Here is a 22,331-nt window from a genome sequence, read left to right on the forward strand (position 1 = left end):
CCGTACGGACCATGACCCTGGGGGACGCGTGTCCAGTCTGGCACCCGCGCTGGTGGGGATCTTCACCCTCGTGGCGCTGATGATCAGCCTCTTAGGTTTCCAGCTCGCCGTCGGCGACAACACCCCCGCCCGACTGGCCCTCCTGCCCGCGGGCAGCGGATTCGTGGGCACCCTGGTCAACGTCGCCGCCGTGGCCGTCGCGCTGGGGCTGCCGGACCACACCCCGGGCGGCATCCGGGTCGGCTGGGTCGCCTTCGGCGAGGTCTGCGCGACCGTGGCGGCCGTGGGCGCGTACTGCGCGACCGGCGGCACCAACCCCGGCACGGGAACGGCTTACATGGGCAGAGCCAAGCGCTGGTACACCTCGGGCGGCGCGTTCACCGCCATGACGACGCTCGTCGGCTTGGCCGCCTACTTCCTGGCGTGACGCGCGCGTTGGCGCTACCGGGCGACCCGGGCGACCCGTCCGTCGGTTCGTCGGTTCGTCGGTTCGTCGGTTCGGCGTGCGACGACGTCCGACTCCGTCCGGCTGTGCCGTGTTTGGGGGTGTGAGTGGCAACACGGGACGGGTGGCGGCGCGTTCGGGGGGGCGCCCTCGCACACTGGGATCATGACTTCCCGTCGGAGAACCTGTCCCGAGTGCGGGCGTGACATCGCCGTCGTCGCCGGACGCTTCGCGCGGCACGACCCACCCGGCACCCGTGGCCCCGGAGACCTCGTGTCCTGTGCGGGCTCGCGGCGGCAGGCCCAGCTCGGGGCGGTCCAGCCGTCGTTGGACGGCTACACCGTGCCGGACCACCCGGGGCAGCTGCCCCTCTTCTGACAGCGGCGCCCGTCCGAGCGGGCCGGCAGCCCGTGCTCCCGACGGACCCTCAGTTGCCCGCCACCGACTTCACCGCCACCGGCACCGGGATCGAGCCGCCGATCAGCTCCAGGGTCAGGCCGGCCGTCGCCGGGGTGTCCACCAGTTCCGCCAGGACGGCCGCCACGTCGTCGCGCGGGACGGCGCCGCGGCCGGTGTGGGCCTCCAGGCGTACCAGGCCGGTGCCGGGCTCGTTCGTCAGCGAGCCGGGGCGCAGGATCGTCCAGTCCAGGGCCGTCTGACGGGCGACGTACGCGTCCGCCTCGCCCTTGGCGCGCAGGTAGACGTCGAAGACGTCGTTGCCCTGGTGCTCCGGGTCCGCTCCGAACGAGGAGACGACCAGGAAACGGCGCACTCCCGCGTGGACCGCCGCGTCCGCGAACAGCGTCGCCGCGCCCCTGTCCACCGTCTCCTTGCGGGCCGTACCGCTGCCCGGACCCGCGCCCGCCGCGAAGACCGCCGCGTCCGCGCCCCGCAACCGCGACGCCGTCTCCTCGACCGAGGCCGACTCCAGGTCGAGCACGATCGGTTCGGCGCCGACCGCTCGCAGATCGTCGCCCTGCTCGGCCCTGCGGATGATCCCCGCGACCTCGTCCCCGCGCGCGGCGAGCAGCCGCTCCAGCCGCAGCGCGATCTGACCATGACCACCAGCGATGACAATGCGCATGATTCCGACCGTACGCCCGAAGGGCCGCATCCGCCGCACGACTTGACACCGGTCACCGGGACGCGCATGGCGCATGGCGTCGGAGTGCGCACTGCTGGGTCGCCCAGGCGTACGCCGTGCGGGCGCCGGGGCGCGCGCTCGCAGGCAGCGCCCTCCGTTCACGACAACGCGCCCCGCCCCTGCCGAGGAAGCCCCAGCTCAGCGGCGGCGGCCGAGTTGCAGTACTCGCGGACCGCGCTGGTACGGGCCACCACGCGCCCGCGGTGCACCACGATCCGGCTGTAGGCGAGCGAGAGCGCGCCCGCCAGGTGGTCACCGCGCACGGCGAGCAGCTCGGCCGGGAAACCGGCCTCCACGCGGACCTCCGGCAGGCCCAGCGCGGCGCGTGCGGAGGTGCTCACCGCTTCGTAGGCGTCCTCGGGGCGCAGGCCGTAGCGGGAGGCGAGCAGGTAGGCCGCCTCCAGGGGGTCGCCGCGGCCCACCGGGTTGGACAGGTCCCTTAGGGCGCCGCTGCCCGCCGCTACCCGTACCCCGGCCGCGCGCAGCAGCCGTACCGGTGCCGTGCCGCGCCCCTCGGCGCCGGCGCAGCCGCCCTGGGGCAGGCAGACCACCGTGACGCCGGCGGCGGCGAGCTGGTCGGCGATCCGCGCGGCGGCGTCGGCGGGCAGGCGCGCGAGGCCGGCGCACGGACCGAGGGTCACTCCGGGGCGCAGGCCGCCCGCCATCACGGCGAGCCGGGACAGACGGGCCGGGTCGGTGGCGTCCGTGTGCAGGTCGACGGGGCAGCCCTGCTCGGAGGCCACCTCCAGGACCGCCTCCACATAGCCCGTCGGATCGGGGTCGAGGTCCGGGCAGCCGCCCACCACGGAGGCGCCCATCTTGGCCGCGTCCCGCAGCATGGCGAGCCCGTCGGCGCCCGCGACGCCGGTCAGCAGCCGGGGCATCGCCACCGTGGTCAGCTCGGCCAGCCCGCGCAGCGACCGCCGGGCCCGCAGGACCGCGCCGAGCGCGCCGAGGCCCTGGACGTCGCCCACGCGCACGTGTGCGCGTACCGCCGTCGCCCCGTGCCCGAGCTGGAGCAGGGCGGCCTCGGTGGCCCGGCGCTGGACGTCCTCGGGCGCGTACGGCACCGGCCCGTCGTGCTCGGCGGACAGGGCGGTGTCGGCGTGGGCGTGGGGTTCGGCGGGCGCCGGCAGGAGCAGGTAGCCGCCGAGGTCCACGCGGGAGACGCCGGTACGGACCGGGCCCGGCGCCAGGCTGCCGGCCGTGCCGACCGCCTCGATACGCCCGCCGACCAGCCGTACGTCCACGATCCGGCCGTCCGTGAGCCGCGCCCCGCACAGCAGGAGAGCAGCCGACTCCGCCTGCCCCGAGGATCCCGGAGCCCCCGGCGACCCGGACGACCCGGACGACCCGGACGACCCGGACGACCCGGACGAGCAGGAGGAGCCGGACCGGCGCGGTGGGTCCTGCCGGTCGGACGGGCCCGGCGAACTCGACGGGCCCCAGGAGCCCGAGGAGCCCGACGGTCCCGAGGAGTCGGACGGTCCTGAGAAGTCCGACGGTCCCGGGGAGTCGGACGGTCCTGAGAAGTCCGACGGTCCCGAGGCGTCGGACGGTCCCGAGGAGTCGGACGGTGGTCGGGGCGGCTGCGGCTGGCTGTCGTGCATCGCGCTCCATGGGGCGGACTGGAGGTGGGCTGTGGGGTCCCGGCTGAGCTGGGCCGGCTGAGCCGGGACGGGCCGGCTGGGCGCGGGACTCAAGATCACGCGAAGTGAGACGAGCCTAGGGTGACCGGTCACGCAGAGTGTGGAGGAGCGCAATAGTCGTACCGGCGTGGTCCCGGCGTGAGTCCGCCGAAGGTGTGTCCTCAACCGCGCGCGTGGCCGGCGATCAGGGCCCGCGTGGCCAGGCGATCAGGGGCCCGCGGGGCTGCCGGGAGGCCTGGGGAGAGGGCCCGGACCGGGGGCCGGGAACGGATTTGGGCGAACGGCGGCGGACCGTGTAATGTCTTCATCGCTCGCCCCAATAGCTCAGTCGGCAGAGCGTCTCCATGGTAAGGAGAAGGTCTACGGTTCGATTCCGTATTGGGGCTCTGGTGTGAGAGGTTCCCGTCGCAAGGCGGGGGCCGATCTCATCAAAGCGGTGTAGCTCAGTCGGTAGAGCAAGCGGCTCATAATCGCTGTGTCACCGGTTCAAGTCCGGTCACCGCTACTGACAGTAGCCGATTGCGGGGTCGGTCCTTCGATCGGCTACTCTTGCTTGCGTTGAATCAGTCCATCCGTTCGTCTTAGGAGCACTCACGTGGCTGCCACCGACGTCCGCCCGAAGATCACGCTGGCCTGCGTGGAGTGCAAGGAGCGGAACTACATCACCAAGAAGAACCGGCGTAACAACCCGGATCGTCTGGAGATGAAGAAGCACTGCCCGCGTTGCAATGCGCACACCGCGCACCGCGAAACGCGATAAAACAGGCTCGTACTCGAGGCCGTCCCCTCATTCAGGGGGGCGGCCTCGAGTCGTTTCCCCGGTTGGCCATCAAGGCTGTGGGCCGCCGCGGGCCGTCACCGGCCGTCGCGGCAGAAGGCAGCCGCAGCGGTACACAGGCAGCAGCAGACATCAGGAGGTGCCGGGCCATGGCGCTCGACCAGTCCTTCGTGGGGCGGAGCTACCCGCCCACCGAGCCCTACGAGGTGGGCCGGGAGAAGATCCGCGAGTTCGCCGAGGCGGTCGGGGAGACCCATCCCGCCTACACGGACGCGGAGGCCGCCAAGGCCCTCGGTCATCCGGATGTGATCGCCCCGCCGACGTTCGTGTTCTCCATCACCTTCAGGGCCGCCGGACAGGTCGTCGAGGACCCGCAGCTCGGCCTCGACTACAGCCGCGTGGTGCACGGCGACCAGAAGTTCGCCTACAGCCGCCCGGTGCGGGCCGGGGACCGGCTCACCGTCACCTCCAGCATCGACGGCATCAAGTCCCTCGCGGGCAACGACATCCTGGACATCCGCGGCGAGGTCCGCGACGAGGCCGGTGAGCACGTCGTGACCGCCTGGACCAAGCTCGTGGCGCGCGCGGCGGGCTCCGCGGAAGGCGAGGCGTGAGACCGATGACGGCGAAGATCGCTTACGAGGACGTCGAGGTCGGCACCGAGCTGCCGGCCCAGGCCTTTCCCGTGACCCGCGCCACCCTGGTGCGCTACGCGGGTGCCTCCGGGGACTTCAACCCCATCCACTGGAACGAGAAGTTCGCCAAGGAGGTGGGCCTGCCGGACGTCATCGCGCACGGCATGTTCACCATGGCCGAGGCGATCCGCGTGGTCACCGACTGGGCCGGCGACCCGGGCGCGGTCGTCGAGTACGGCGTCCGCTTCACCCGTCCGGTCGTCGTCCCGAACGACGACACGGGTGCCCTCATCGAGGTCAGCGGCAAGGTGGCGGCCAAGCTCGACGACCACACCGTGCGCGTCGACCTGACGGCGACCAGCGGCGGCCAGAAGGTCCTGGGCATGTCCCGGGCGGTCGTACGGCTCGCCTGAGGAGCAGCAAGCACCGCTCACAGCAGCAAAGCACTGCTCACAGCAGTAAGCGCCGATCACAGCAGTGAGCACCGCTCACCGCGCACAGCGATGTGGTGATGTGATCAGCGATGTAAGGGGTGTCCGCCTGGGCGGACACCCCTTACGCATGTCGCCCCGTGGAGCCGCTTGACTAAGTTAGTGATTGAGTACTAACTTACTCGCATGGCCAGGATGAGTGCTGAGGAACGGCGCGAGAGTGTCATTCGCGCGGCGATCACGGAGTTCGCGCAGAGGGGCTACTACGGCACCTCCACCGAGGCGATCGCCAAGCGTGTGGGCGTCTCGCAGCCGTACCTCTTCCGGCTCTTCCCGGGCAAGATGGCGATCTTCACCGCGGCGTCCCTGCGCTGCATCGAGGACACCTGCCGCGTCCTCGCCGAGGCGGCCGAGGGTCACGAGGGCGAAGAGGCGCTGCAAGTGATGGCCCAGACGTACGTGCGGCTGATCCAGCAGCACCCGGAGCGGCTCCAGATGCAGATGCAGACGTACATCACGGTGTCCGCGGCCGACGCCGAGGGCGACCACGCCTTCGGTGAGGCCGTGCGGGCCGCCTGGATGAGGTTCTGGAACACCGTGCACCTGCCCCTGGGGGCGGACGCGGACGAGACCACGACCTTCATGGCGTACGGGATGCTCATCAACACCCTGGCGGCCATGGGGTTCCCGCCCGAGCACCAGGTGTGGCAGGCGATGTACCCGTCGGTCCGGCTCGCGGGGCGGCCCGAGGCGGAGGCGGCGGAAGCCGTGTGACGCGGTCGGGGGTGCGGTCGGGAGCGGCGGTGTGTGCCGTTCCTCATGCCCACGAAAGTTAGTAATCAATAACTAATCTTCACGACACAGAACTTCACGACCTACTCAGATGCTTCTTGGGGGAGCGATGTCACAGCAGACCGGACAGGGCGCCGTCGCACGGCGCGGGGGTGCCGCCTGGGCACTCGTCATCACCAGCGTCGCCGGCTTCATGGCGGCCCTCGACAACCTCGTCGTCACCACCGCCCTGCCCTCCCTGCGCGCTGACCTCGGCGGGGCGCTGGACGACCTGGAGTGGACCGTGAGCGCCTACACGCTCACCTTCGCCGTGCTGCTGATGTTCGGCGCGGCCCTCGGCGACCGGTTCGGCCGCCGCCGGATGTTCCTCGCGGGGCTCACCGTGTTCACCGCCGCCTCCGCGGCCGCCGCCCTGGCCCCGGGCATCGGCTCCCTCATCGCGGCCCGGGCCGTGCAGGGTGCCGGAGCCGCCGTGATGATGCCGCTGACGCTCACCCTGCTGACGGCGGCGGTGCCCGCGGCCAAGCGCGGGACCGCGTACGGCATCTGGGGTGCCGTCAACGGCCTCGCGGTCGCCTCCGGGCCGCTCATCGGCGGCAGCCTCACCGAGCACATCTCCTGGCACTGGATCTTCTGGCTGAACGTGCCCCTCGGCGTGGCCCTGCTGCCCCTGGCCCGCCTGCGCCTCGCCGAGTCCCACGGGGCCGGCGCCCGGCTCGACCTGCCCGGCACGGTGCTCGCCAGCGGTGGCCTCTTCGGGATCGTCTACGGCCTGGTCCGCGGCCCGGCCGACGGCTGGAGCGACTCGGTGGTGCTGACCGCGCTGATCGGCGGCGGAGCCCTGCTGGCCGGATTCGTCCGCTACAGCGCCCGTGCCAACAACCCCATGCTGCCGATGCGGCTGTTCCGCTCCCGCGCCTTCGCCGGGATCAATGCGGCCAGCCTGCTGATGTTCGTCGGGATGTTCGGCTCCATCTTCCTGCTGAGCCAGTACATGCAGGGTGTCCTCGGCTACTCGCCCACCGAGGCGGGGCTGCGGATGCTGCCCTGGACCGGTATGCCGATGCTCGTCGCTCCCGTCGCCGGAATCCTCTCCGACCGCGTCGGCGGCCGCCCGGTCGTCGCCACCGGCCTGTTCCTCCAGGCCCTGGGCCTCGGCTACATGGCCAGTGTGGTCACCGCGCACGCCTCCTACGCCGTCCAGCTGCCCGGCCTGATCGTCAGCGGCATCGGCATGGCCCTGTACTTCGCGCCGGCCGCCAACCTGGTCATGTCCAGCGTCCGCCCGCAGGAACAGGGCATCGCCTCCGGCGCCAACAACGCGCTGCGCGAGGTGGGCGGTGCGCTGGGCGTCGCGGTGATGTCGTCGATCTTCTCCGCCCAGGGCGGCTACCAGTCCGCCCAGGCCTTCGTCGACGGTCTGCGGCCCGCTCTCGTCACCGGCGCCGCGGTGGTCGCCCTCGCCGCCCTCGCCGCCCTGGTCATCCCGGCCCGCCGCCGCGCCGCCGGACGCCTCGTCGCCACGGGGGAGCCGAACCGGGTGCTGGAAGGCGTCGGGCACTGACGCCCCGGCGGGAGGAACTCCGCACCCGCCCGACGGAAACGACCCGCCACGCGCGCGTACGGCCCCGGCAGCCTGCCGGGGCCGTCCCGCGCGCGGAGGAGCGGCGGGCGCCGGCCGGTGACCGGCAGGGGCGCCGCGCGGGGGCCGGGCTGTCGGTGCGGTCTCGTAGTCTTGGCGCGTGCACGAACTCCACGACGCCCCCCTCGCCCCGCTGACCACCTTCCGGCTGGGCGGTCCCGCGGCCCGGCTGGTCACCGCGGTCACCGACGCCGAGGTGATCGACGCCGTCCGCGCGGCCGACGACAGCGGTACCCCGCTGCTGGTCATCGGCGGCGGCTCCAACCTGGTGATCGGCGACAAGGGCTTCGACGGCACCGCCCTGCGCATCGCGACCCGGGGCCTGGAGCTGCACGGCACGACACTGGAGCTGGCGGCCGGCGAGGTGTGGACCGACGCCGTGGCCCACGCCGTGCGTGCCGGGCTCGCCGGCATCGAGTGCCTGGCCGGCATCCCGGGCTCCGCGGGCGCGACACCGATCCAGAACGTGGGCGCCTACGGGCAGGAGGTCTCCTCCACCGTCACCGAGGTCGTCGCCTACGACCGGCGCGCGGGCGAGACGGTCACGCTCACCAACGAGGAGTGCGCCTTCTCGTACCGCCACAGCCGCTTCAAGGCCGACCCCGAGCGGTACGTCGTCCTGCGCGTCCGCTTCGAACTGGAGGACGCCGACGGGCTGTCGGCGCCGGTCAGGTACGCGGAGGCGGCGCGCGCGCTCGGTGTCGGGCCCGGCGACCGGGTGCCGGTGGCCGCCGCCCGGGAGACCGTGCTGAAGCTGCGGGCCGGGAAGGGCATGGTGCTGGACCCCGAGGACCACGACACCTGGTCGGCCGGGTCCTTCTTCACCAACCCGATCCTCACCGACGACCGGTTCGCCGCCTTCCGCGCGCGCGTGGCGGAGCGCCTGGGCGACGGCGCCGAGCCGCCCGCCTACCCGGCGGGCGAGGGCCGCACCAAGACCTCCGCCGCCTGGCTGATCGACAAGGCCGGCTTCACCAAGGGCTACGGCACCGGCCCCGCGCGCATCTCCACCAAGCACACCCTGGCCCTCACCAACCGGGGCGGCGCCACCACCGAGGACCTGCTCGCCCTGGCCCGTGAGGTCGTCGCCGGGGTCCGCGAGGCCTTCGGCATCACCCTGGTCAACGAACCGGTGACGGTCGGCGTCAGCCTCTGACGGCGCCCGCACTCACCGGGACCGCCCTTCGGCAGGCGGCTCAGTAGGCGACGCCCACGCCCTGCTTCACCGTGCCCGGGTCGGGGATCATCGCCAGCATGGCATGGGCCACGTCCGCGCGGGCGATGAAGCGCCCCCGGGGCGGGAACCCGCCGATCACCGTGCGGTAGGTGCCGGTGAGCGGCTTGTCCTGGAGGCGGGGCGGCCGTACGGAGGTCCAGTCGGTGGTGCTGCGCGCCAGCTCGTCCTCCATCTCGCGCAGGTCGGCGTACACGTCCTTCAGGATCGCCGACACCAGACTCCGCAGCCCGCGGTCCAGGAGGCCGTCGTGCTGCGGGGCGGGGCCGACCGGCCCGGCGCTGACCACGAGCAGCCGCCGTACCCCCTCCGCCTCCATGGCCTCCAGCACCGTCCGGGTCAGCCGCGTCGCCACGCCCGCGTCGGCGCGGCGGCGGGCGCCCAGTCCGGACAGCACCGCGTCCCGCCCGGCGACGCACGCGCGCAGCGCCTGCGCATCGGTCAGGTCGGCGCGGGTGATCGTCAGGCGGTCCCCGGCGACGGTGAGCCGGGACGGGTCGCGCACCACCGCCGTGACCTCGTGCCCGCTGTCCAGGGCCTGGCCGACCAGCTCGCGGCCGATCCCTCCGGTGGCGCCGAAAACGGTGAGCTTCATGACGACTCCCGTGCTGCGATGAGGTGGGTGAGTGAGTGGTGGGTGAGTGTTCACTCACCGGGTGCCTTCTAGGGTGGGTAAGCGACCACTCACCCGTCAACCCCGCACGACCCCGAAAACCCCGGAAGGACCACCCATGGAGCCGAAGCCGGCGCGTGTCCGCATCCTCGACGCCGCTCACGAGCTGATGCTCACGGTCGGACTCTCCCGCGCCACCACCAAGGAGATCGCCCGGCTCGCCGGCTGCTCCGAGGCGGCGCTCTACAAGTACTTCCCCGGCAAGGAGGAGCTGTTCGTGCGCGTCCTGGCCGAACGGCTGCCCCGGCTGACCCCGCTGCTGAGCGGCCTCGCCGCCGAGCCCGGGCAGGGCACCCTGGAGGACAACCTCACCGAGATCGCCCGCCGGGCCGCCCTCTTCTACGAGCAGAGCTTCCCGATCGCCGCCTCGCTGTACGCCGAGACGCAGCTCAAGCGCCGGCACGACGACGCGCTGCGCGCGATGGGTTCCGGACCGCACCTGCCGATCGAGGCCCTGGACGCCTACCTCCGCGCCGAACAGGCCGCCGGCCGGGTCGCCGCCGAGGCCGACACCTTCGCGGCCGCCTCCCTGCTCCTGGGCGCCTGCGCCCAGCGCGCCTTCGCCTACGACGCCACCGAGACCGGCGCCCGCCCGCCCGTCGACGCCTTCGCCGCCCGCCTGGCCCGCACCCTGCTGGCCGGGATCACCGCGGCGCCCGGCTCCGCGTGACCCCGGCAGGCCTGTCCGCCCTGCCCCCGGTTCAGACGGCCGGGCGGGCGAGCCAGTCGTCGATCCCGGCCAGCAGCCGCGCCGTGACGTCCGCGGGCGCCGCCGACGCCCGTACCGACTGCCGGGCCAGCTCGGCCAGCTCCGCGTCCGTGAAGCCGTGGTGCCGGCGCGCCAGCTCGTACTGGGCCGCCAGCCGGGACCCGAACAGCAGCGGGTCGTCGGCGCCCAGGGCCATCGGGACGCCCGCCTCGAACAGCGTGCGCAGCGGGACGTCCCCGGGCTTCTCGTAGACCCCGAGGGCCACGTTCGACGCCGGGCACACCTCGCACGTCACGCCCCGGTCCGCGAGCCGCCGCAGCAGCCGCGGGTCGTCCGCCGCGCGCACGCCGTGCCCGATCCGGGCGGCGCCCAGGTCGTCCAGGCAGTCGCGCACCGACGTCGGGCCGGCCAGCTCACCGCCGTGCGGCGCGGCCAGCAGGCCGCCGTCCCGGGCGATGGCGAAGGCGCGGTCGAAGTCCCGCGCCATGCCGCGCCGCTCGTCGTTCGACAACCCGAAGCCGACCACGCCCCGGTCCGCGTACCGCACCGCCAGCCGGGCCAGCGTGCGCGCGTCCAGCGGGTGCTTCATGCGGTTGGCGGCCACCACCACCCGCATGCCCAGGCCCGTCTCCCGCGACGCCGCGTCCACCGCGTCCAGGATGACCTCCAGCGCCGCGATCAGCCCGCCCAGCCGGGGCGCGTACGACGTCGGGTCCACCTGGATCTCCAGCCATCCCGAGCCGTCCTTGAGGTCCTCCTCCGCGGCCTCCCGGACCAGCCGCCGGATGTCCTCCGGCTCTCTGATGCACGAGCGCGCGGCGTCGTACAGCCGCTGGAAGCGGAACCAGCCCCGCTCGTCGGTCGCCCGCAGCCGCGGCGGCTCGCCGCTCGTCAGGGCGTCGGTCAGGGCCTCGGGCAGGCGCACGCCGTACTTGTCGGCCAGCTCCAGCAGGGTGGTGGGCCGCATCGAACCGGTGAAGTGCAGGTGCAGATGGGCTTTCGGCAGCGCAGAGACATCACGTACAGGCTCCATCCCAGGATCCTGCCGCACGTCCGCGGCCCACCGGTAGCCGTTTCCCCGTTCGTGGTCTTGCTCGCACGCACGAACGGGCCGCCTCCCCGGAGGGAAACGGCCCGCCCGCGCGCGTGCAGCACAGGCGGACGTCAGTCCCGCGCCTCCGCCAGCAACTTCTGCAGCCGGCTCACGCCCTCGGCGAGGTCCTCGTCGCCGAGCGCGTACGACAGCCGCAGGTAGCCCGGCGTACCGAAGGCCTCACCGGGGACGACCGCGACCTCGGCCTCCTCCAGGATCAGCGCGGCCAGCTCCACGGTGTTCTGCGGGCGCCTGCCGCGGATCTCCTTGCCGAGCAGGGCCTTGACCGACGGGTAGGCGTAGAAGGCGCCCTCGGGCTCCGGGCAGAGCACGCCGTCGATCTCGTTGAGCATCCGCACGATCGTGCGGCGGCGCCGGTCGAAGGCCTCGCGCATCCGGGCCACCGCGTCCAGGTCACCGGAGACGGCGGCCAGGGCGGCCACCTGGGCGACGTTGGAGACGTTGGAGGTGGCGTGCGACTGGAGGTTGGTCGCGGCCTTGATGACGTCCTTGGGGCCGATGACCCAGCCCACGCGCCAGCCGGTCATCGCGTACGTCTTCGCCACGCCGTTGACCACGATGCACTTGTCGCGCAGCTCGGGCGTGATCGCGGGCAGCGAGACGGCGGCCGCGCCGCCGTAGACCAGGTGCTCGTAGATCTCGTCGGTGAGCACCCACAGGCCGTGCTCCACGGCCCAGCGGCCGATCGCCTCGGTCTCGGACTCGGTGTAGACCGCGCCGGTCGGGTTGGACGGGGAGACGAACAGGACGACCTTCGTCTTCTCCGTGCGGGCGGCCTCGAGCTGCTCCACGGACACCCGGTAGCCGGTCGTCTCGTCCGCGACGACCTCCACCGGGACACCGCCGGCCAGCCGGATCGACTCCGGGTACGTCGTCCAGTACGGCGCCGGGACGATGACCTCGTCGCCCGGGTCGAGGATCGCGGCGAAGGCCTCGTAGATGGCCTGCTTGCCGCCGTTGGTGACCAGGATCTGCGAGGAGTCGACCTCGTAGCCGGAGTCGCGCAGCGTCTTCGCGGCGATCGCGGCCTTCAGCTCGGGCAGGCCACCGGCCGGGGTGTAGCGGTGGTACTTGGGGTTCTTGCACGCCTCGATGGCGGCGTCGACGATGTAGTCCGGGGTCGGGAAGTCGGGTTCACCCGCGCCGAAGCCGATCACCGGACGCCCGGCGGCCTTGAGGGCCTTGGCCTTGGCGTCCACGGCGAGGGTGGCGGACTCGGAGATCGCGCCGACTCGGGCGGAGACCCGGCGCTCGGTGGGAGGGGTTGCAGCGCTCATGAACCCATCGTTTCAGACCGGAAATGCCCCCGGCACACGGGTTTCACGGACTGAACAGCTTCGGGTCGAGGCGTGAACACCCATCCGAATCCCCGCCCCGGCCAGGACGATCTTCCGTGCGCCGCCCCCGGCTGGCACTTTCTGTTCGACGCGCGGCCGTGGACCACGTACACTCTCACCTCGTTGGCCTTCGGCAGCCGTGCCCGAGCCGGTGCACACCGAGCACCCGGTCGGATGCGGTACGTTGGGGGACACCAAAGGGTCGTAGCTCAATTGGTAGAGCACTGGTCTCCAAAACCAGCGGTTGGGGGTTCAAGTCCCTCCGGCCCTGCTACACACACCGCCAGGATGTGTGCGCATGTACGTACTGCAATGCACCGCCGTGCGGCTCAGAACCGGGCGCGGCACGGCCACGACCCGGGATCAGGTGAGGACGCATGACGGACGCCGTGGGCTCCATCGACACGCCTGATGCTCAGGACGAGCTGCCGGAGTCCAAGAAGCCCCGCAAGGGCGGCAAGCGCGCCAAGAAGGGCCCGCTGCGGCGCCTGGCGACCTTCTACCGGCAGATCGTCGCGGAACTCCGCAAGGTCGTCTGGCCGACGCGTAACCAGCTGACGTCGTACACCACAGTGGTGATCTTCTTCGTCGCCATCATGATCGCCCTGGTGACCGTGATTGACTATGGGCTCAACCACGCGGCCAAGTACGTCTTCGGCTGAGCCAAGAGCGAAGGGCGCCGTGGTACCGGCGCCCCTTTTCGCATGTTCCACCCCTATGTATCCAGGAAGAAGCAGCCACCGTGTCTGACCCGAACCTGAACGACGCCATCGAGCCGGATGCGTCCGTGGATGACGAGCTCGACATCGTCGAGGGCGCGGACGAGCAGGACGAGTTCGAGGCTGCGGATGCCGCGCTGGGTGAGTCCGCCGAGGACGCCGCGCTGCACGTCGAGGACGAGTCCGGCGACGACGAGTCCGGTGACGACGAGGTCGAGTCCGACGAGATCGAGTCCGGTGACGACACCGAGGGCGCCGGCGACGACGGCGACGACCTGGCCGTGGCGGACGACGCCGAGGCCGAGGAAGAGCCCGCGGAGCCCGTCGACCCCGTCGAGGCCCTCCGCCAGGAGCTGCGGACGCTGCCCGGCGAGTGGTACGTGATCCACACCTACGCGGGTTACGAGAACCGCGTGAAGACCAACCTGGAGCAGCGCGCCGTCTCGCTGAACGTCGAGGACTACATCTTCCAGGCCGAGGTGCCGCAGGAAGAGGTCGTCCAGATCAAGAACGGCGACCGCAAGACGATCAAGCAGAACAAGCTGCCGGGTTACGTCCTGGTCCGCATGGACCTGACGAACGAGTCCTGGGGCGTCGTCCGCAACACCCCGGGTGTCACCGGCTTCGTCGGCAACGCCTACGACCCCTACCCGCTGACGCTGGACGAGATCGTCAAGATGCTCGCCCCGGAGGCCGAGGAGAAGGCCGCCCGCGAGGCCGCCGAGGCCGAGGGCAAGCCGGCCCCGCAGCGCAAGGTCGAGGTCCAGGTGCTGGACTTCGAGGTCGGCGACTCGGTCACCGTCACCGACGGCCCGTTCGCCACGCTCCAGGCGACCATCAACGAGATCAACCCCGACTCGAAGAAGGTCAAGGGCCTGGTGGAGATCTTCGGCCGCGAGACGCCGGTCGAGCTCTCCTTCGACCAGATCCAGAAGAACTAGCTTCTCTGGACCTCCCGCTTCCACGCAGGTCAGTCAGGCTCTCGCAGCCGGTCTGACCTGCTTGGTTTTCAGCCGCACAGTTATACCCGTTATCGTTGTGCGGTATGCCTGCGTCCGGGTTGTCCCCCGAGCGCAGGCAGGACCCGAACCGAAAGGACCCGGAGAGCTATGCCTCCCAAGAAGAAGAAGGTCACGGGGCTCATCAAGCTCCAGATCAACGCCGGTGCGGCGAACCCGGCCCCGCCGGTCGGCCCCGCGCTCGGTCAGCACGGCGTCAACATCATGGAGTTCTGCAAGGCCTACAACGCCGCGACCGAGTCGCAGCGTGGCTGGGTCATCCCGGTGGAGATCACGGTCTACGAGGACCGTTCCTTCACCTTCGTGACCAAGACTCCGCCGGCCGCCAAGATGATCCTCAAGGCCGCGGGTGTGGAGAAGGGCTCCGGCGAGCCGCACAAGACCAAGGTCGCCAAGATCACCGAGGCGCAGGTCCGCGAGATCGCCCAGACCAAGCTGCCCGACCTGAACGCCAACGACCTGGACGCCGCGTCGAAGATCATCGCCGGCACCGCCCGCTCCATGGGCATCACGGTCGAGGGCTGAGTCCCACCTTCCCCAGGCATTCCGCGGCGGTGGTCCCGTTGATCACCCGCCGCACGTGGCAGGGCCTGCTCGGCCCGTACCACGCCTCCTTTCAGAACACACAGGAGCAGTTGTGAGCAAGCGCAGCAAGGCTCTCCGCGCTGCGGACGCCAAGATCGACCGGGAGAAGCTGTACGCCCCGCTCGAGGCCGTCCGTCTCGCCAAGGAGACCTCCACGACCAAGTTCGACGGCACCGTCGAGGTCGCCTTCCGCCTGGGTGTCGACCCGCGCAAGGCCGACCAGATGGTCCGTGGCACCGTGAACCTGCCGCACGGCACCGGCAAGACCGCCCGGGTCCTGGTCTTCGCGACCGGTGACCGTGCTGCGGCCGCGGAGGCCGCGGGCGCCGACATCGTCGGCTCCGACGAACTGATCGACGAGGTCGCGAAGGGCCGTCTGGACTTCGACGCCGTCGTCGCCACCCCGGACCTCATGGGCAAGGTCGGCCGTCTCGGCCGTGTGCTCGGTCCGCGTGGTCTGATGCCGAACCCGAAGACCGGCACCGTCACCCCCGACGTGGTCAAGGCCGTCACCGAGATCAAGGGCGGCAAGATCGAGTTCCGCGTCGACAAGCACTCGAACCTGCACTTCATCATCGGCAAGACGTCCTTCGACGACGAGAAGCTGGTGGAGAACTACGGCGCCGCGCTGGAGGAGATCCTCCGTCTGAAGCCGTCCGCCGCGAAGGGCCGCTACATCAAGAAGGCGGCCATCAGCACCACGATCGGCCCCGGCATCCCGGTGGACGCCAACCGCACCCGCAACCTCCTCGTCGAGGAGGACCCGGCCGCCGTCTGAGCCCCACGCTCACCCCGGTAGCCGCGTCAGCGACGCGACAGCATCAGGGCGGACCCCGCAACCTTCACGGTGCGGGGTCCGTCCTTTTCGGTGTCCGGATGTTCCGGGTACGGCTGTCGGTGGGCTGCACTGGCGTGCGGAGCACGGCGATCACAGGAGTGGGGACCAGATGAAGAGCACGACCGTCCGCCGGGTGACACTCCCGGCAGCGGCGCTGACCGCGCTGGTGTCGCTGGCCGCATGCGGCTCCCCGGACTCGTCCGGCGGCCCCGAGGAGGGCGCCGGGGGCACCGGCCGGCCGGCCCGTGTCAGCCCCGTGGCCGTGACCGCCCTGAGGTCCGCCGAGCGGTCCACCGACCGGGCCGACTCCGCGCGGGTCCGGGTGACCACCGTGCTGGGCTCCGCGATGTCCATGAAGGGCGACGGCGTCCTCGGCTGGAGCGACGGCATCACCGGCGACCTCACCCTCACCTACACCGGCGGCACCGTGGCCGGCACCATGCGCCGGCTCGGCACGACCTCCATGCGGGCCCGCTACCTGCCCGACGCCTTCTACGCCCGCATGAGTGACGCGTACGCCCGGCAGACGGGCGGCAGGCACTGGCTGAAGTACACCTACGACGACCTCGCCGACGTCGGCGGCAGCTCGGGCGCGTTCCTGAAGGACCAGATGCAGAACACCACGCCGAACCAGGCGGTGAAGCTGCTGCTGGCCTCCGGTGACCTGCGCAAGGCCGGCGAGGACACGGTCGCGGGCGTCAGGGCCACGCACTACTCCGGGACCGTGGGCGTCGCCGACCTGGCCGGCCGGAGCAGCCGGAACCTCACCGCCGGGCAGCTGGCCGGCCTGCGCAAGCAGCTCGACCAGGCGGGTGTCACCACCGAGCGCGTCGACATCTGGGTCGACAGCCACGACCTGCTGGTGAAGAAGGTCGAGCGGGCCGACATGGCGTCCGGTGCCATGACCAGCACCGCGTACTACAGCGACTACGGGGTGAAGGTCGCCGTCCAGGAACCCCCGGCCGCCGACACCAGGGACTTCAAGGACCTGCTGAAGTCGGCGGGGACCGCGACCGGCGGCTCGGGGACCGCGACGGGCGGCGCGGGGACGGTGGCGGGCGGCTCGGGCACCGGCTCCTGAGCCCGGCCGGGGCCGCCCGAACGGACCGATTTGCCTGGGGGCGACCCGGTCCCGTACTCTCCTGAGGAAGCCAAAGACCGCTGGTCGTTGCCGTGCTCTCCGAGGGCGCGGTGGCCGAAGGATCCGCTGAAAAGTGGACGACCCGCGCAGGTGTCGTGGAAGAACTCCTGGAGCATGTGCCGCTGTGCATCTGCGACCGGTCGAGTCCGCCCCGTGCGCCTGCGCCGGGGCGTTTCGTTTCCCCAGTCCTCCTTCGGGTCCGCGCGGTCCGAATCACCCGGAAGGAGGCCGAGGCTCTATGGCGAGGCCCGACAAGGCTGCCGCGGTTGCCGAGTTGACGGACCAGTTCCGCAACTCCAACGCCGCCGTGCTGACCGAGTACCGCGGTCTCACCGTGGCGCAGCTCAAGAACCTGCGCCGATCGCTCGGTGAGAACGCCCAGTACGCCGTGGTGAAGAACACGCTGACCAAGATTGCGGCCAACGAGGCCGGGATCACGACGCTGGACGACCTGTTCAACGGTCCGACGGCGGTCGCCTTCGTCACCGGTGACCCGGTGGAGTCGGCGAAGGGTCTGCGCGACTTCGCCAAGGAGAACCCGAATCTCGTCATCAAGGGCGGTGTCCTTGACGGCAAGGTGCTGTCCGCCGACGAGATCAAGAAGCTTGCGGACCTCGAGTCCCGCGAGGTTCTGCTCAGCAAGCTGGCCGGTGCCTTCAAGGGCAAGCAGTCCCAGGCTGCTCAGCTCTTCCAGGCGCTGCCCTCGAAGCTCGTCCGCACCGTGGACGCCCTTCGTGCCAAGCAGGCCGAGCAGGGCGGTGCCGAGTAATTCGGCTCGCTTTCCGATCCTCACCGCATGAGGTGAGGGTCGACGCGGGCCCGACGTACGCCCGCCTCACCCCGTACATCCGGCACCTGCCGAATTAGTGGAAGGACCGCCATCATGGCGAAGCTCAGCCAGGAAGACCTGCTCGCGCAGTTCGAGGAGATGACCCTCATCGAGCTCTCCGAGTTCGTGAAGGCGTTCGAGGAGAAGTTCGACGTCACCGCCGCCGCCGCGGTCGCCGTCGCCGGCCCCGCCGGCCCGGGCGCCCCGGTCGAGCAGGAGGAGGAGAAGGACGAGTTCGACGTCATCCTCACCGGTGCGGGCGACAAGAAGATCCAGGTCATCAAGGTCGTGCGTGAGCTGACCTCCCTGGGTCTGAAGGAGGCCAAGGACCTCGTCGACGGCGCCCCGAAGCCCGTCCTCGAGAAGGTCGCCAAGGACGCCGCCGAGAAGGCCGCCGAGTCCCTCAAGGGCGCCGGCGCCTCCGTCGAGGTCAAGTAACACCCACCGGGTCCCCACGGACTCGCAGCGCGCCGATTGCGGCCCTCGGGGGCTGTAACGCGAACGCACCGAAGAGCGATCATCCATCCGGGTGGTCGCTCTTCGGCGTACGGGGGGTCAGGTGGCGGCTGCCTTGCGCCCGGGGTCGCGCGGAGTATGGTGATCTTCGTCGTGCCCTTGAGCGCCCCCGGGTTCCGGCTGCACGTGACGGGCGCAGCACCCGGTTCGGGCAAGTGGGGCCTTGACGAACCGCACGCAGCGCGCAATTCTCAGGACGCGTCGTCACAAGGATCCGAATCCGAGGCATGGATCGACGACGAAGAGGGCAGTATCAACGTGCGTTGAGGGCAGACATGCCGAGGGCGTAGACGAGGGCAGTGAGAGCGACGACGACGAGGGTCTTGCGGAACCCGCACTGGACATCAGTGTACCAAGTGGCTACACTGACCCTTTGCGCTGCCTGTTAGCTGTCCCCTGCCCGTCACCAGGGGTCTGCCCTCACCCGAGCACTGACGATCAGACGTTTTCCGAGCTGGACCTCCGGTCCGTTCGGGCCTGCCTGTCGCCGTGAGTGGGAGAGGGGCCGGTACGCGCGTAGTGAGTCCGAGCCCTCGGAAGGACCCCCTCTTGGCCGCCTCGCGCAACGCCTCGACCGCGAATACGAACAACGGCGCCAGCACTGCCCCGCTGCGCATCTCTTTTGCAAAGATCAAGGAGCCCCTCGAGGTTCCGAACCTTCTCGCGCTCCAGACCGAGAGCTTCGACTGGCTGCTCGGCAACGACTCCTGGAAGGCTCGCGTCGAGGAGGCTCTCGAGAACGGTCAGGACGTCCCCACCAAGTCCGGCCTCGAGGAGATCTTCGAGGAGATCTCCCCGATCGAGGACTTCTCCGGGTCGATGTCGCTGACCTTCCGCGACCACCGCTTCGAGCCGCCGAAGAACAGCATCGACGAGTGCAAGGAGCGCGACTTCACGTACGCCGCGCCCCTCTTCGTGACGGCGGAGTTCACCAACAACGAGACCGGCGAGATCAAGTCCCAGACCGTCTTCATGGGCGACTTCCCGCTCATGACGAACAAGGGCACCTTCGTCATCAACGGCACCGAGCGTGTCGTGGTGTCGCAGCTGGTCCGGTCGCCGGGTGTCTACTTCGACTCCTCCATCGACAAGACGTCCGACAAGGACATCTTCTCCGCCAAGATCATCCCGTCCCGGGGTGCCTGGCTGGAGATGGAGATCGACAAGCGCGACATGGTCGGTGTGCGCATCGACCGCAAGCGCAAGCAGTCCGTCACCGTCCTCCTGAAGGCGCTCGGCTGGACCACCGAGCAGATCCTCGAGGAGTTCGGCGAGTACGAGTCCATGCGCGCCACCCTGGAGAAGGACCACACCCAGGGCCAGGACGACGCGCTGCTCGACATCTACCGCAAGCTGCGCCCGGGCGAGCCCCCCACGCGTGAGGCCGCGCAGACGCTGCTCGAGAACCTCTACTTCAACCCCAAGCGCTACGACCTGGCCAAGGTCGGCCGCTACAAGGTCAACAAGAAGCTGGGTGCAGACGCTCCGCTGGACGCGGGCATCCTGACCGTCGAGGACATCATCTCGACGATCAAGTACCTGGTGAAGCTGCACGCCGGTGAGGCCGAGACCGCCGGGGACAACGGCGACACGATCGTCGTCGAGACCGACGACATCGACCACTTCGGCAACCGTCGTCTGCGCAGCGTCGGCGAGCTCATCCAGAACCAGGTCCGCACGGGTCTGGCCCGGATGGAGCGCGTCGTCCGCGAGCGGATGACCACGCAGGACGTCGAGGCGATCACGCCGCAGACCCTGATCAACATCCGGCCGGTCGTCGCCTCCATCAAGGAGTTCTTCGGCACCAGCCAGCTGTCGCAGTTCATGGACCAGAACAACCCGCTGTCCGGGCTGACGCACAAGCGTCGTCTGTCCGCGCTCGGCCCGGGTGGTCTCTCCCGTGAGCGGGCCGGCTTCGAGGTCCGTGACGTCCACCCCTCGCACTACGGCCGCATGTGCCCGATCGAGACGCCCGAAGGCCCGAACATCGGTCTGATCGGCTCGCTCGCCTCCTACGGCCGGGTCAACGCGTTCGGCTTCGTCGAGACGCCGTACCGCAAGGTCGTCGACGGCCAGGTCACCGACGAGGTCGACTACCTGACCGCCGACGAGGAGGACCGCTTCGTCATCGCGCAGGCCAACGCCACGCTCAACGACGACATGCGGTTCGAGGAGTCCCGCGTCCTGGTCCGCCGTCGTGGCGGCGAGGTCGACTACGTCCCCGGTGACGACGTCGACTACATGGACGTCTCGCCGCGCCAGATGGTGTCGGTCGCGACCGCCATGATCCCGTTCCTCGAGCACGACGACGCCAACCGTGCCCTCATGGGCGCGAACATGATGCGCCAGGCCGTGCCGCTGATCAAGAGCGAGGCCCCGCTCGTCGGCACCGGCATGGAGTACCGCTCCGCCGTCGACGCCGGCGACGTGGTCAAGGCCGAGAAGGACGGTGTGGTCCAGGAGGTCTCCGCGGACTACATCACCACCGCCAACGACGACGGCACGTACATCACGTACCGCCTGGCCAAGTTCTCCCGGTCCAACCAGGGCACCTCGGTCAACCAGAAGGTCATCGTCAACGAGGGCGACCGGATCATCACCGGTCAGGTCCTCGCCGACGGCCCGGCCACCCAGAACGGCGAGATGGCCCTGGGCAAGAACCTGCTCGTGGCGTTCATGCCGTGGGAGGGTCACAACTACGAGGACGCGATCATCCTGTCGCAGCGCCTCGTGCAGGACGACGTCCTCTCCTCGATCCACATCGAGGAGCACGAGGTCGACGCCCGTGACACCAAGCTCGGCCCGGAGGAGATCACCCGGGACATCCCGAACGTCTCCGAGGAGGTCCTCGCCGACCTCGACGAGCGCGGCATCATCCGCATCGGTGCCGAGGTCGTCGCCGGCGACATCCTGGTCGGCAAGGTCACGCCCAAGGGCGAGACCGAGCTGACCCCGGAGGAGCGCCTGCTGCGCGCCATCTTCGGTGAGAAGGCCCGTGAGGTCCGTGACACCTCGCTGAAGGTCCCGCACGGCGAGATCGGCAAGGTCATCGGCGTCCGCGTCTTCGACCGCGAGGAGGGCGACGAGCTTCCCCCCGGTGTGAACCAGCTGGTGCGCGTCTACGTCGCGCAGAAGCGCAAGATCACCGACGGTGACAAGCTCGCCGGCCGCCACGGCAACAAGGGCGTCATCTCCAAGATCCTGCCGATCGAGGACATGCCGTTCCTGGAGGACGGCACCCCCGTCGACATCATCCTCAACCCGCTGGGCGTCCCGTCCCGGATGAACCCGGGACAGGTCCTGGAGATCCACCTCGGCTGGCTCGCCAGCCGCGGCTGGGACGTCTCCGGCCTGGCGGAGGAGTGGGCACAGCGCCTGCAGGTGATCGGCGCCGACAAGGTCGACCCCGGCACGAACGTCGCGACCCCCGTCTTCGACGGTGCCCGCGAGGACGAGCTGGCGGGTCTGCTGCAGCACACCATCCCCAACCGCGACGGCGAGCGCATGGTGCTCCCGACCGGTAAGGCGCGGCTGTTCGACGGCCGCAGCGGTGAGCCGTTCCCGGACCCGATCTCGGTCGGCTACATGTACATCCTCAAGCTCCACCACCTGGTCGACGACAAGCTGCACGCCCGGTCGACCGGTCCGTACTCGATGATCACCCAGCAGCCGCTGGGTGGTAAGGCCCAGTTCGGTGGCCAGCGCTTCGGTGAGATGGAGGTGTGGGCGCTGGAGGCTTACGGCGCCGCCTACGCCCTCCAGGAGCTGCTGACCATCAAGTCCGACGACGTCACCGGCCGCGTGAAGGTCTACGAGGCCATCGTCAAGGGCGAGAACATCCCCGAGCCCGGCATCCCCGAGTCCTTCAAGGTGCTCATCAAGGAGATGCAGTCCCTGTGCCTCAACGTGGAGGTGCTGTCCTCGGACGGCATGTCCATCGAGATGCGCGACACCGACGAGGACGTCTTCCGCGCGGCGGAGGAGCTTGGCATCGACCTGTCCCGGCGCGAGCCGAGCAGCGTCGAAGAGGTCTGACGGGAGTCCGGCGGCCTTCCTCGTGAAGGCCGCCGGCCCCAGGACCCCCGTATCAGACCCCATGAC

At 70.5% G+C, this 22,331-nt stretch carries 24 protein-coding genes and 3 tRNA genes; 22 read left to right on the top strand and 5 right to left on the bottom strand.

What is annotated here, in order from left to right; translation table 11 throughout:
- The first annotated feature begins 28 nt into the window (after positions 1–28).
- Both ACZ6CZ_RS11150 and ACZ6CZ_RS11155 read left to right on the top strand, forming a co-directional pair.
- Positions 29–427 (top strand): hypothetical protein, encoded by a 399-nt coding sequence (locus ACZ6CZ_RS11150; protein ID WP_469017982.1) that lies wholly within the window; start codon positions 29–31, stop codon positions 425–427.
- Positions 428–610: 183 nt separating this feature from the next.
- Positions 611–823, top strand: coding sequence for a hypothetical protein (locus tag ACZ6CZ_RS11155; RefSeq protein ID WP_469017985.1), 213 nt, complete (start codon positions 611–613; stop codon positions 821–823).
- Positions 824–872: 49 nt separating this feature from the next.
- Here ACZ6CZ_RS11155 and ACZ6CZ_RS11160 read toward each other — a convergent pair whose 3' ends face one another.
- Positions 873–1,529 (bottom strand): SDR family oxidoreductase, encoded by a 657-nt coding sequence (locus ACZ6CZ_RS11160; RefSeq protein WP_469017988.1) that lies wholly within the window; start codon positions 1,527–1,529, stop codon positions 873–875.
- A gap of 158 nt (positions 1,530–1,687) precedes the next feature.
- Positions 1,688–2,839, bottom strand: coding sequence for an amidohydrolase family protein (locus tag ACZ6CZ_RS11165; protein WP_469017991.1), 1,152 nt, complete (start codon positions 2,837–2,839; stop codon positions 1,688–1,690).
- 13 nt (positions 2,840–2,852) lie between these two features.
- On the opposite strand from ACZ6CZ_RS11165, the gene ACZ6CZ_RS11170 reads away from it, so the two are divergent.
- The 9 genes from ACZ6CZ_RS11170 to ACZ6CZ_RS11210 all read left to right on the top strand — a co-directional run bounded on the left by ACZ6CZ_RS11170 (position 2,853) and on the right by ACZ6CZ_RS11210 (position 8,672).
- Positions 2,853–3,260, top strand: a complete 408-nt coding sequence (locus ACZ6CZ_RS11170; RefSeq protein WP_469017994.1) for a hypothetical protein — start codon at positions 2,853–2,855, stop codon at positions 3,258–3,260.
- Between the two features lie 291 nt (positions 3,261–3,551).
- Positions 3,552–3,624 (top strand) — tRNA-Thr (locus ACZ6CZ_RS11175).
- Positions 3,625–3,670: 46 nt separating this feature from the next.
- Positions 3,671–3,743: transfer RNA gene (locus ACZ6CZ_RS11180), tRNA-Met, on the top strand.
- Positions 3,744–3,833: 90 nt separating this feature from the next.
- On the top strand, positions 3,834–3,998 hold the full coding sequence (gene rpmG, locus ACZ6CZ_RS11185) for a 50S ribosomal protein L33 (protein WP_003948671.1): 165 nt from the start codon (positions 3,834–3,836) through the stop codon (positions 3,996–3,998).
- 167 nt (positions 3,999–4,165) lie between these two features.
- On the top strand, positions 4,166–4,630 hold the full coding sequence (locus ACZ6CZ_RS11190) for an FAS1-like dehydratase domain-containing protein (protein ID WP_469017996.1): 465 nt from the start codon (positions 4,166–4,168) through the stop codon (positions 4,628–4,630).
- 5 nt (positions 4,631–4,635) lie between these two features.
- Positions 4,636–5,064 carry a MaoC family dehydratase gene (locus ACZ6CZ_RS11195; RefSeq protein ID WP_469017999.1) on the top strand — a complete coding sequence of 143 codons (429 nt, stop codon included), beginning with the start codon at positions 4,636–4,638 and terminating at the stop codon, positions 5,062–5,064.
- A 204-nt stretch (positions 5,065–5,268) separates the two neighbouring features.
- Positions 5,269–5,856, top strand: coding sequence for a TetR/AcrR family transcriptional regulator (locus ACZ6CZ_RS11200; protein ID WP_469018003.1), 588 nt, complete (start codon positions 5,269–5,271; stop codon positions 5,854–5,856).
- A 127-nt stretch (positions 5,857–5,983) separates the two neighbouring features.
- Positions 5,984–7,438 carry a DHA2 family efflux MFS transporter permease subunit gene (locus ACZ6CZ_RS11205; protein WP_469018006.1) on the top strand — a complete coding sequence of 485 codons (1,455 nt, stop codon included), beginning with the start codon at positions 5,984–5,986 and terminating at the stop codon, positions 7,436–7,438.
- Positions 7,439–7,616: 178 nt separating this feature from the next.
- Positions 7,617–8,672, top strand: coding sequence for a UDP-N-acetylmuramate dehydrogenase (locus ACZ6CZ_RS11210; RefSeq protein WP_469018009.1), 1,056 nt, complete (start codon positions 7,617–7,619; stop codon positions 8,670–8,672).
- 40 nt (positions 8,673–8,712) lie between these two features.
- Here the strand turns inward: ACZ6CZ_RS11210 and ACZ6CZ_RS11215 are convergent, their stop codons facing one another.
- The gene (locus ACZ6CZ_RS11215) at positions 8,713–9,345 is read right to left on the bottom strand and encodes an NAD(P)-dependent oxidoreductase (RefSeq protein WP_469018011.1); all 633 of its coding nucleotides are present in this window, start codon (positions 9,343–9,345) and stop codon (positions 8,713–8,715) included.
- A 136-nt stretch (positions 9,346–9,481) separates the two neighbouring features.
- Between ACZ6CZ_RS11215 and ACZ6CZ_RS11220 the strand changes: the two genes are divergently transcribed.
- Positions 9,482–10,093: a TetR/AcrR family transcriptional regulator gene (locus ACZ6CZ_RS11220; RefSeq protein WP_469018014.1), complete on the top strand. Its 612-nt coding sequence runs from the start codon at positions 9,482–9,484 to the stop codon at positions 10,091–10,093.
- 31 nt (positions 10,094–10,124) lie between these two features.
- Here ACZ6CZ_RS11220 and ACZ6CZ_RS11225 read toward each other — a convergent pair whose 3' ends face one another.
- Together ACZ6CZ_RS11225 and ACZ6CZ_RS11230 are read right to left on the bottom strand one after the other, a co-directional pair.
- On the bottom strand, positions 10,125–11,165 hold the full coding sequence (locus ACZ6CZ_RS11225; RefSeq protein ID WP_469018016.1) for an adenosine deaminase: 1,041 nt from the start codon (positions 11,163–11,165) through the stop codon (positions 10,125–10,127).
- Between the two features lie 131 nt (positions 11,166–11,296).
- Entirely contained in the window at positions 11,297–12,523 is a 1,227-nt protein-coding gene (locus ACZ6CZ_RS11230) for a pyridoxal phosphate-dependent aminotransferase (protein WP_469018019.1), read from the bottom strand.
- 258 nt (positions 12,524–12,781) lie between these two features.
- Between ACZ6CZ_RS11230 and ACZ6CZ_RS11235 the strand changes: the two genes are divergently transcribed.
- The 10 genes from ACZ6CZ_RS11235 to rpoB all read left to right on the top strand — a co-directional run bounded on the left by ACZ6CZ_RS11235 (position 12,782) and on the right by rpoB (position 22,265).
- Positions 12,782–12,854, top strand: a tRNA-Trp gene (locus ACZ6CZ_RS11235).
- Between the two features lie 106 nt (positions 12,855–12,960).
- Entirely contained in the window at positions 12,961–13,245 is a 285-nt protein-coding gene (gene secE, locus ACZ6CZ_RS11240) for a preprotein translocase subunit SecE (RefSeq protein ID WP_469018021.1), read from the top strand.
- Between the two features lie 80 nt (positions 13,246–13,325).
- The gene (gene nusG / locus ACZ6CZ_RS11245; protein WP_469018023.1) at positions 13,326–14,243 is read left to right on the top strand and encodes a transcription termination/antitermination protein NusG; all 918 of its coding nucleotides are present in this window, start codon (positions 13,326–13,328) and stop codon (positions 14,241–14,243) included.
- Between the two features lie 168 nt (positions 14,244–14,411).
- Positions 14,412–14,846, top strand: coding sequence for a 50S ribosomal protein L11 (rplK, locus tag ACZ6CZ_RS11250; RefSeq protein WP_037858373.1), 435 nt, complete (start codon positions 14,412–14,414; stop codon positions 14,844–14,846).
- Positions 14,847–14,958: 112 nt separating this feature from the next.
- Positions 14,959–15,684 carry a 50S ribosomal protein L1 gene (gene rplA / locus ACZ6CZ_RS11255; RefSeq protein WP_469018026.1) on the top strand — a complete coding sequence of 242 codons (726 nt, stop codon included), beginning with the start codon at positions 14,959–14,961 and terminating at the stop codon, positions 15,682–15,684.
- A 169-nt stretch (positions 15,685–15,853) separates the two neighbouring features.
- The gene (locus ACZ6CZ_RS11260; protein ID WP_469018029.1) at positions 15,854–16,825 is read left to right on the top strand and encodes an SCO4651 family lipoprotein; all 972 of its coding nucleotides are present in this window, start codon (positions 15,854–15,856) and stop codon (positions 16,823–16,825) included.
- Between the two features lie 298 nt (positions 16,826–17,123).
- Positions 17,124–17,654: a 50S ribosomal protein L10 gene (gene rplJ / locus ACZ6CZ_RS11265; protein WP_469018032.1), complete on the top strand. Its 531-nt coding sequence runs from the start codon at positions 17,124–17,126 to the stop codon at positions 17,652–17,654.
- A gap of 114 nt (positions 17,655–17,768) precedes the next feature.
- Complete coding sequence (gene rplL / locus ACZ6CZ_RS11270) at positions 17,769–18,152, top strand: 50S ribosomal protein L7/L12 (protein WP_152784543.1); 384 nt, start codon at positions 17,769–17,771, stop codon at positions 18,150–18,152.
- 156 nt (positions 18,153–18,308) lie between these two features.
- On the top strand, positions 18,309–18,497 hold the full coding sequence (locus tag ACZ6CZ_RS11275; protein WP_469018036.1) for a hypothetical protein: 189 nt from the start codon (positions 18,309–18,311) through the stop codon (positions 18,495–18,497).
- Positions 18,498–18,779: 282 nt separating this feature from the next.
- Positions 18,780–22,265 carry a DNA-directed RNA polymerase subunit beta gene (rpoB, locus tag ACZ6CZ_RS11280; protein ID WP_469018038.1) on the top strand — a complete coding sequence of 1,162 codons (3,486 nt, stop codon included), beginning with the start codon at positions 18,780–18,782 and terminating at the stop codon, positions 22,263–22,265.
- Positions 22,266–22,331: the final 66 nt, after the last annotated feature.

The sequence above is a fragment of the Streptomyces sp. NPDC041135 genome (genome assembly GCF_055592085.1).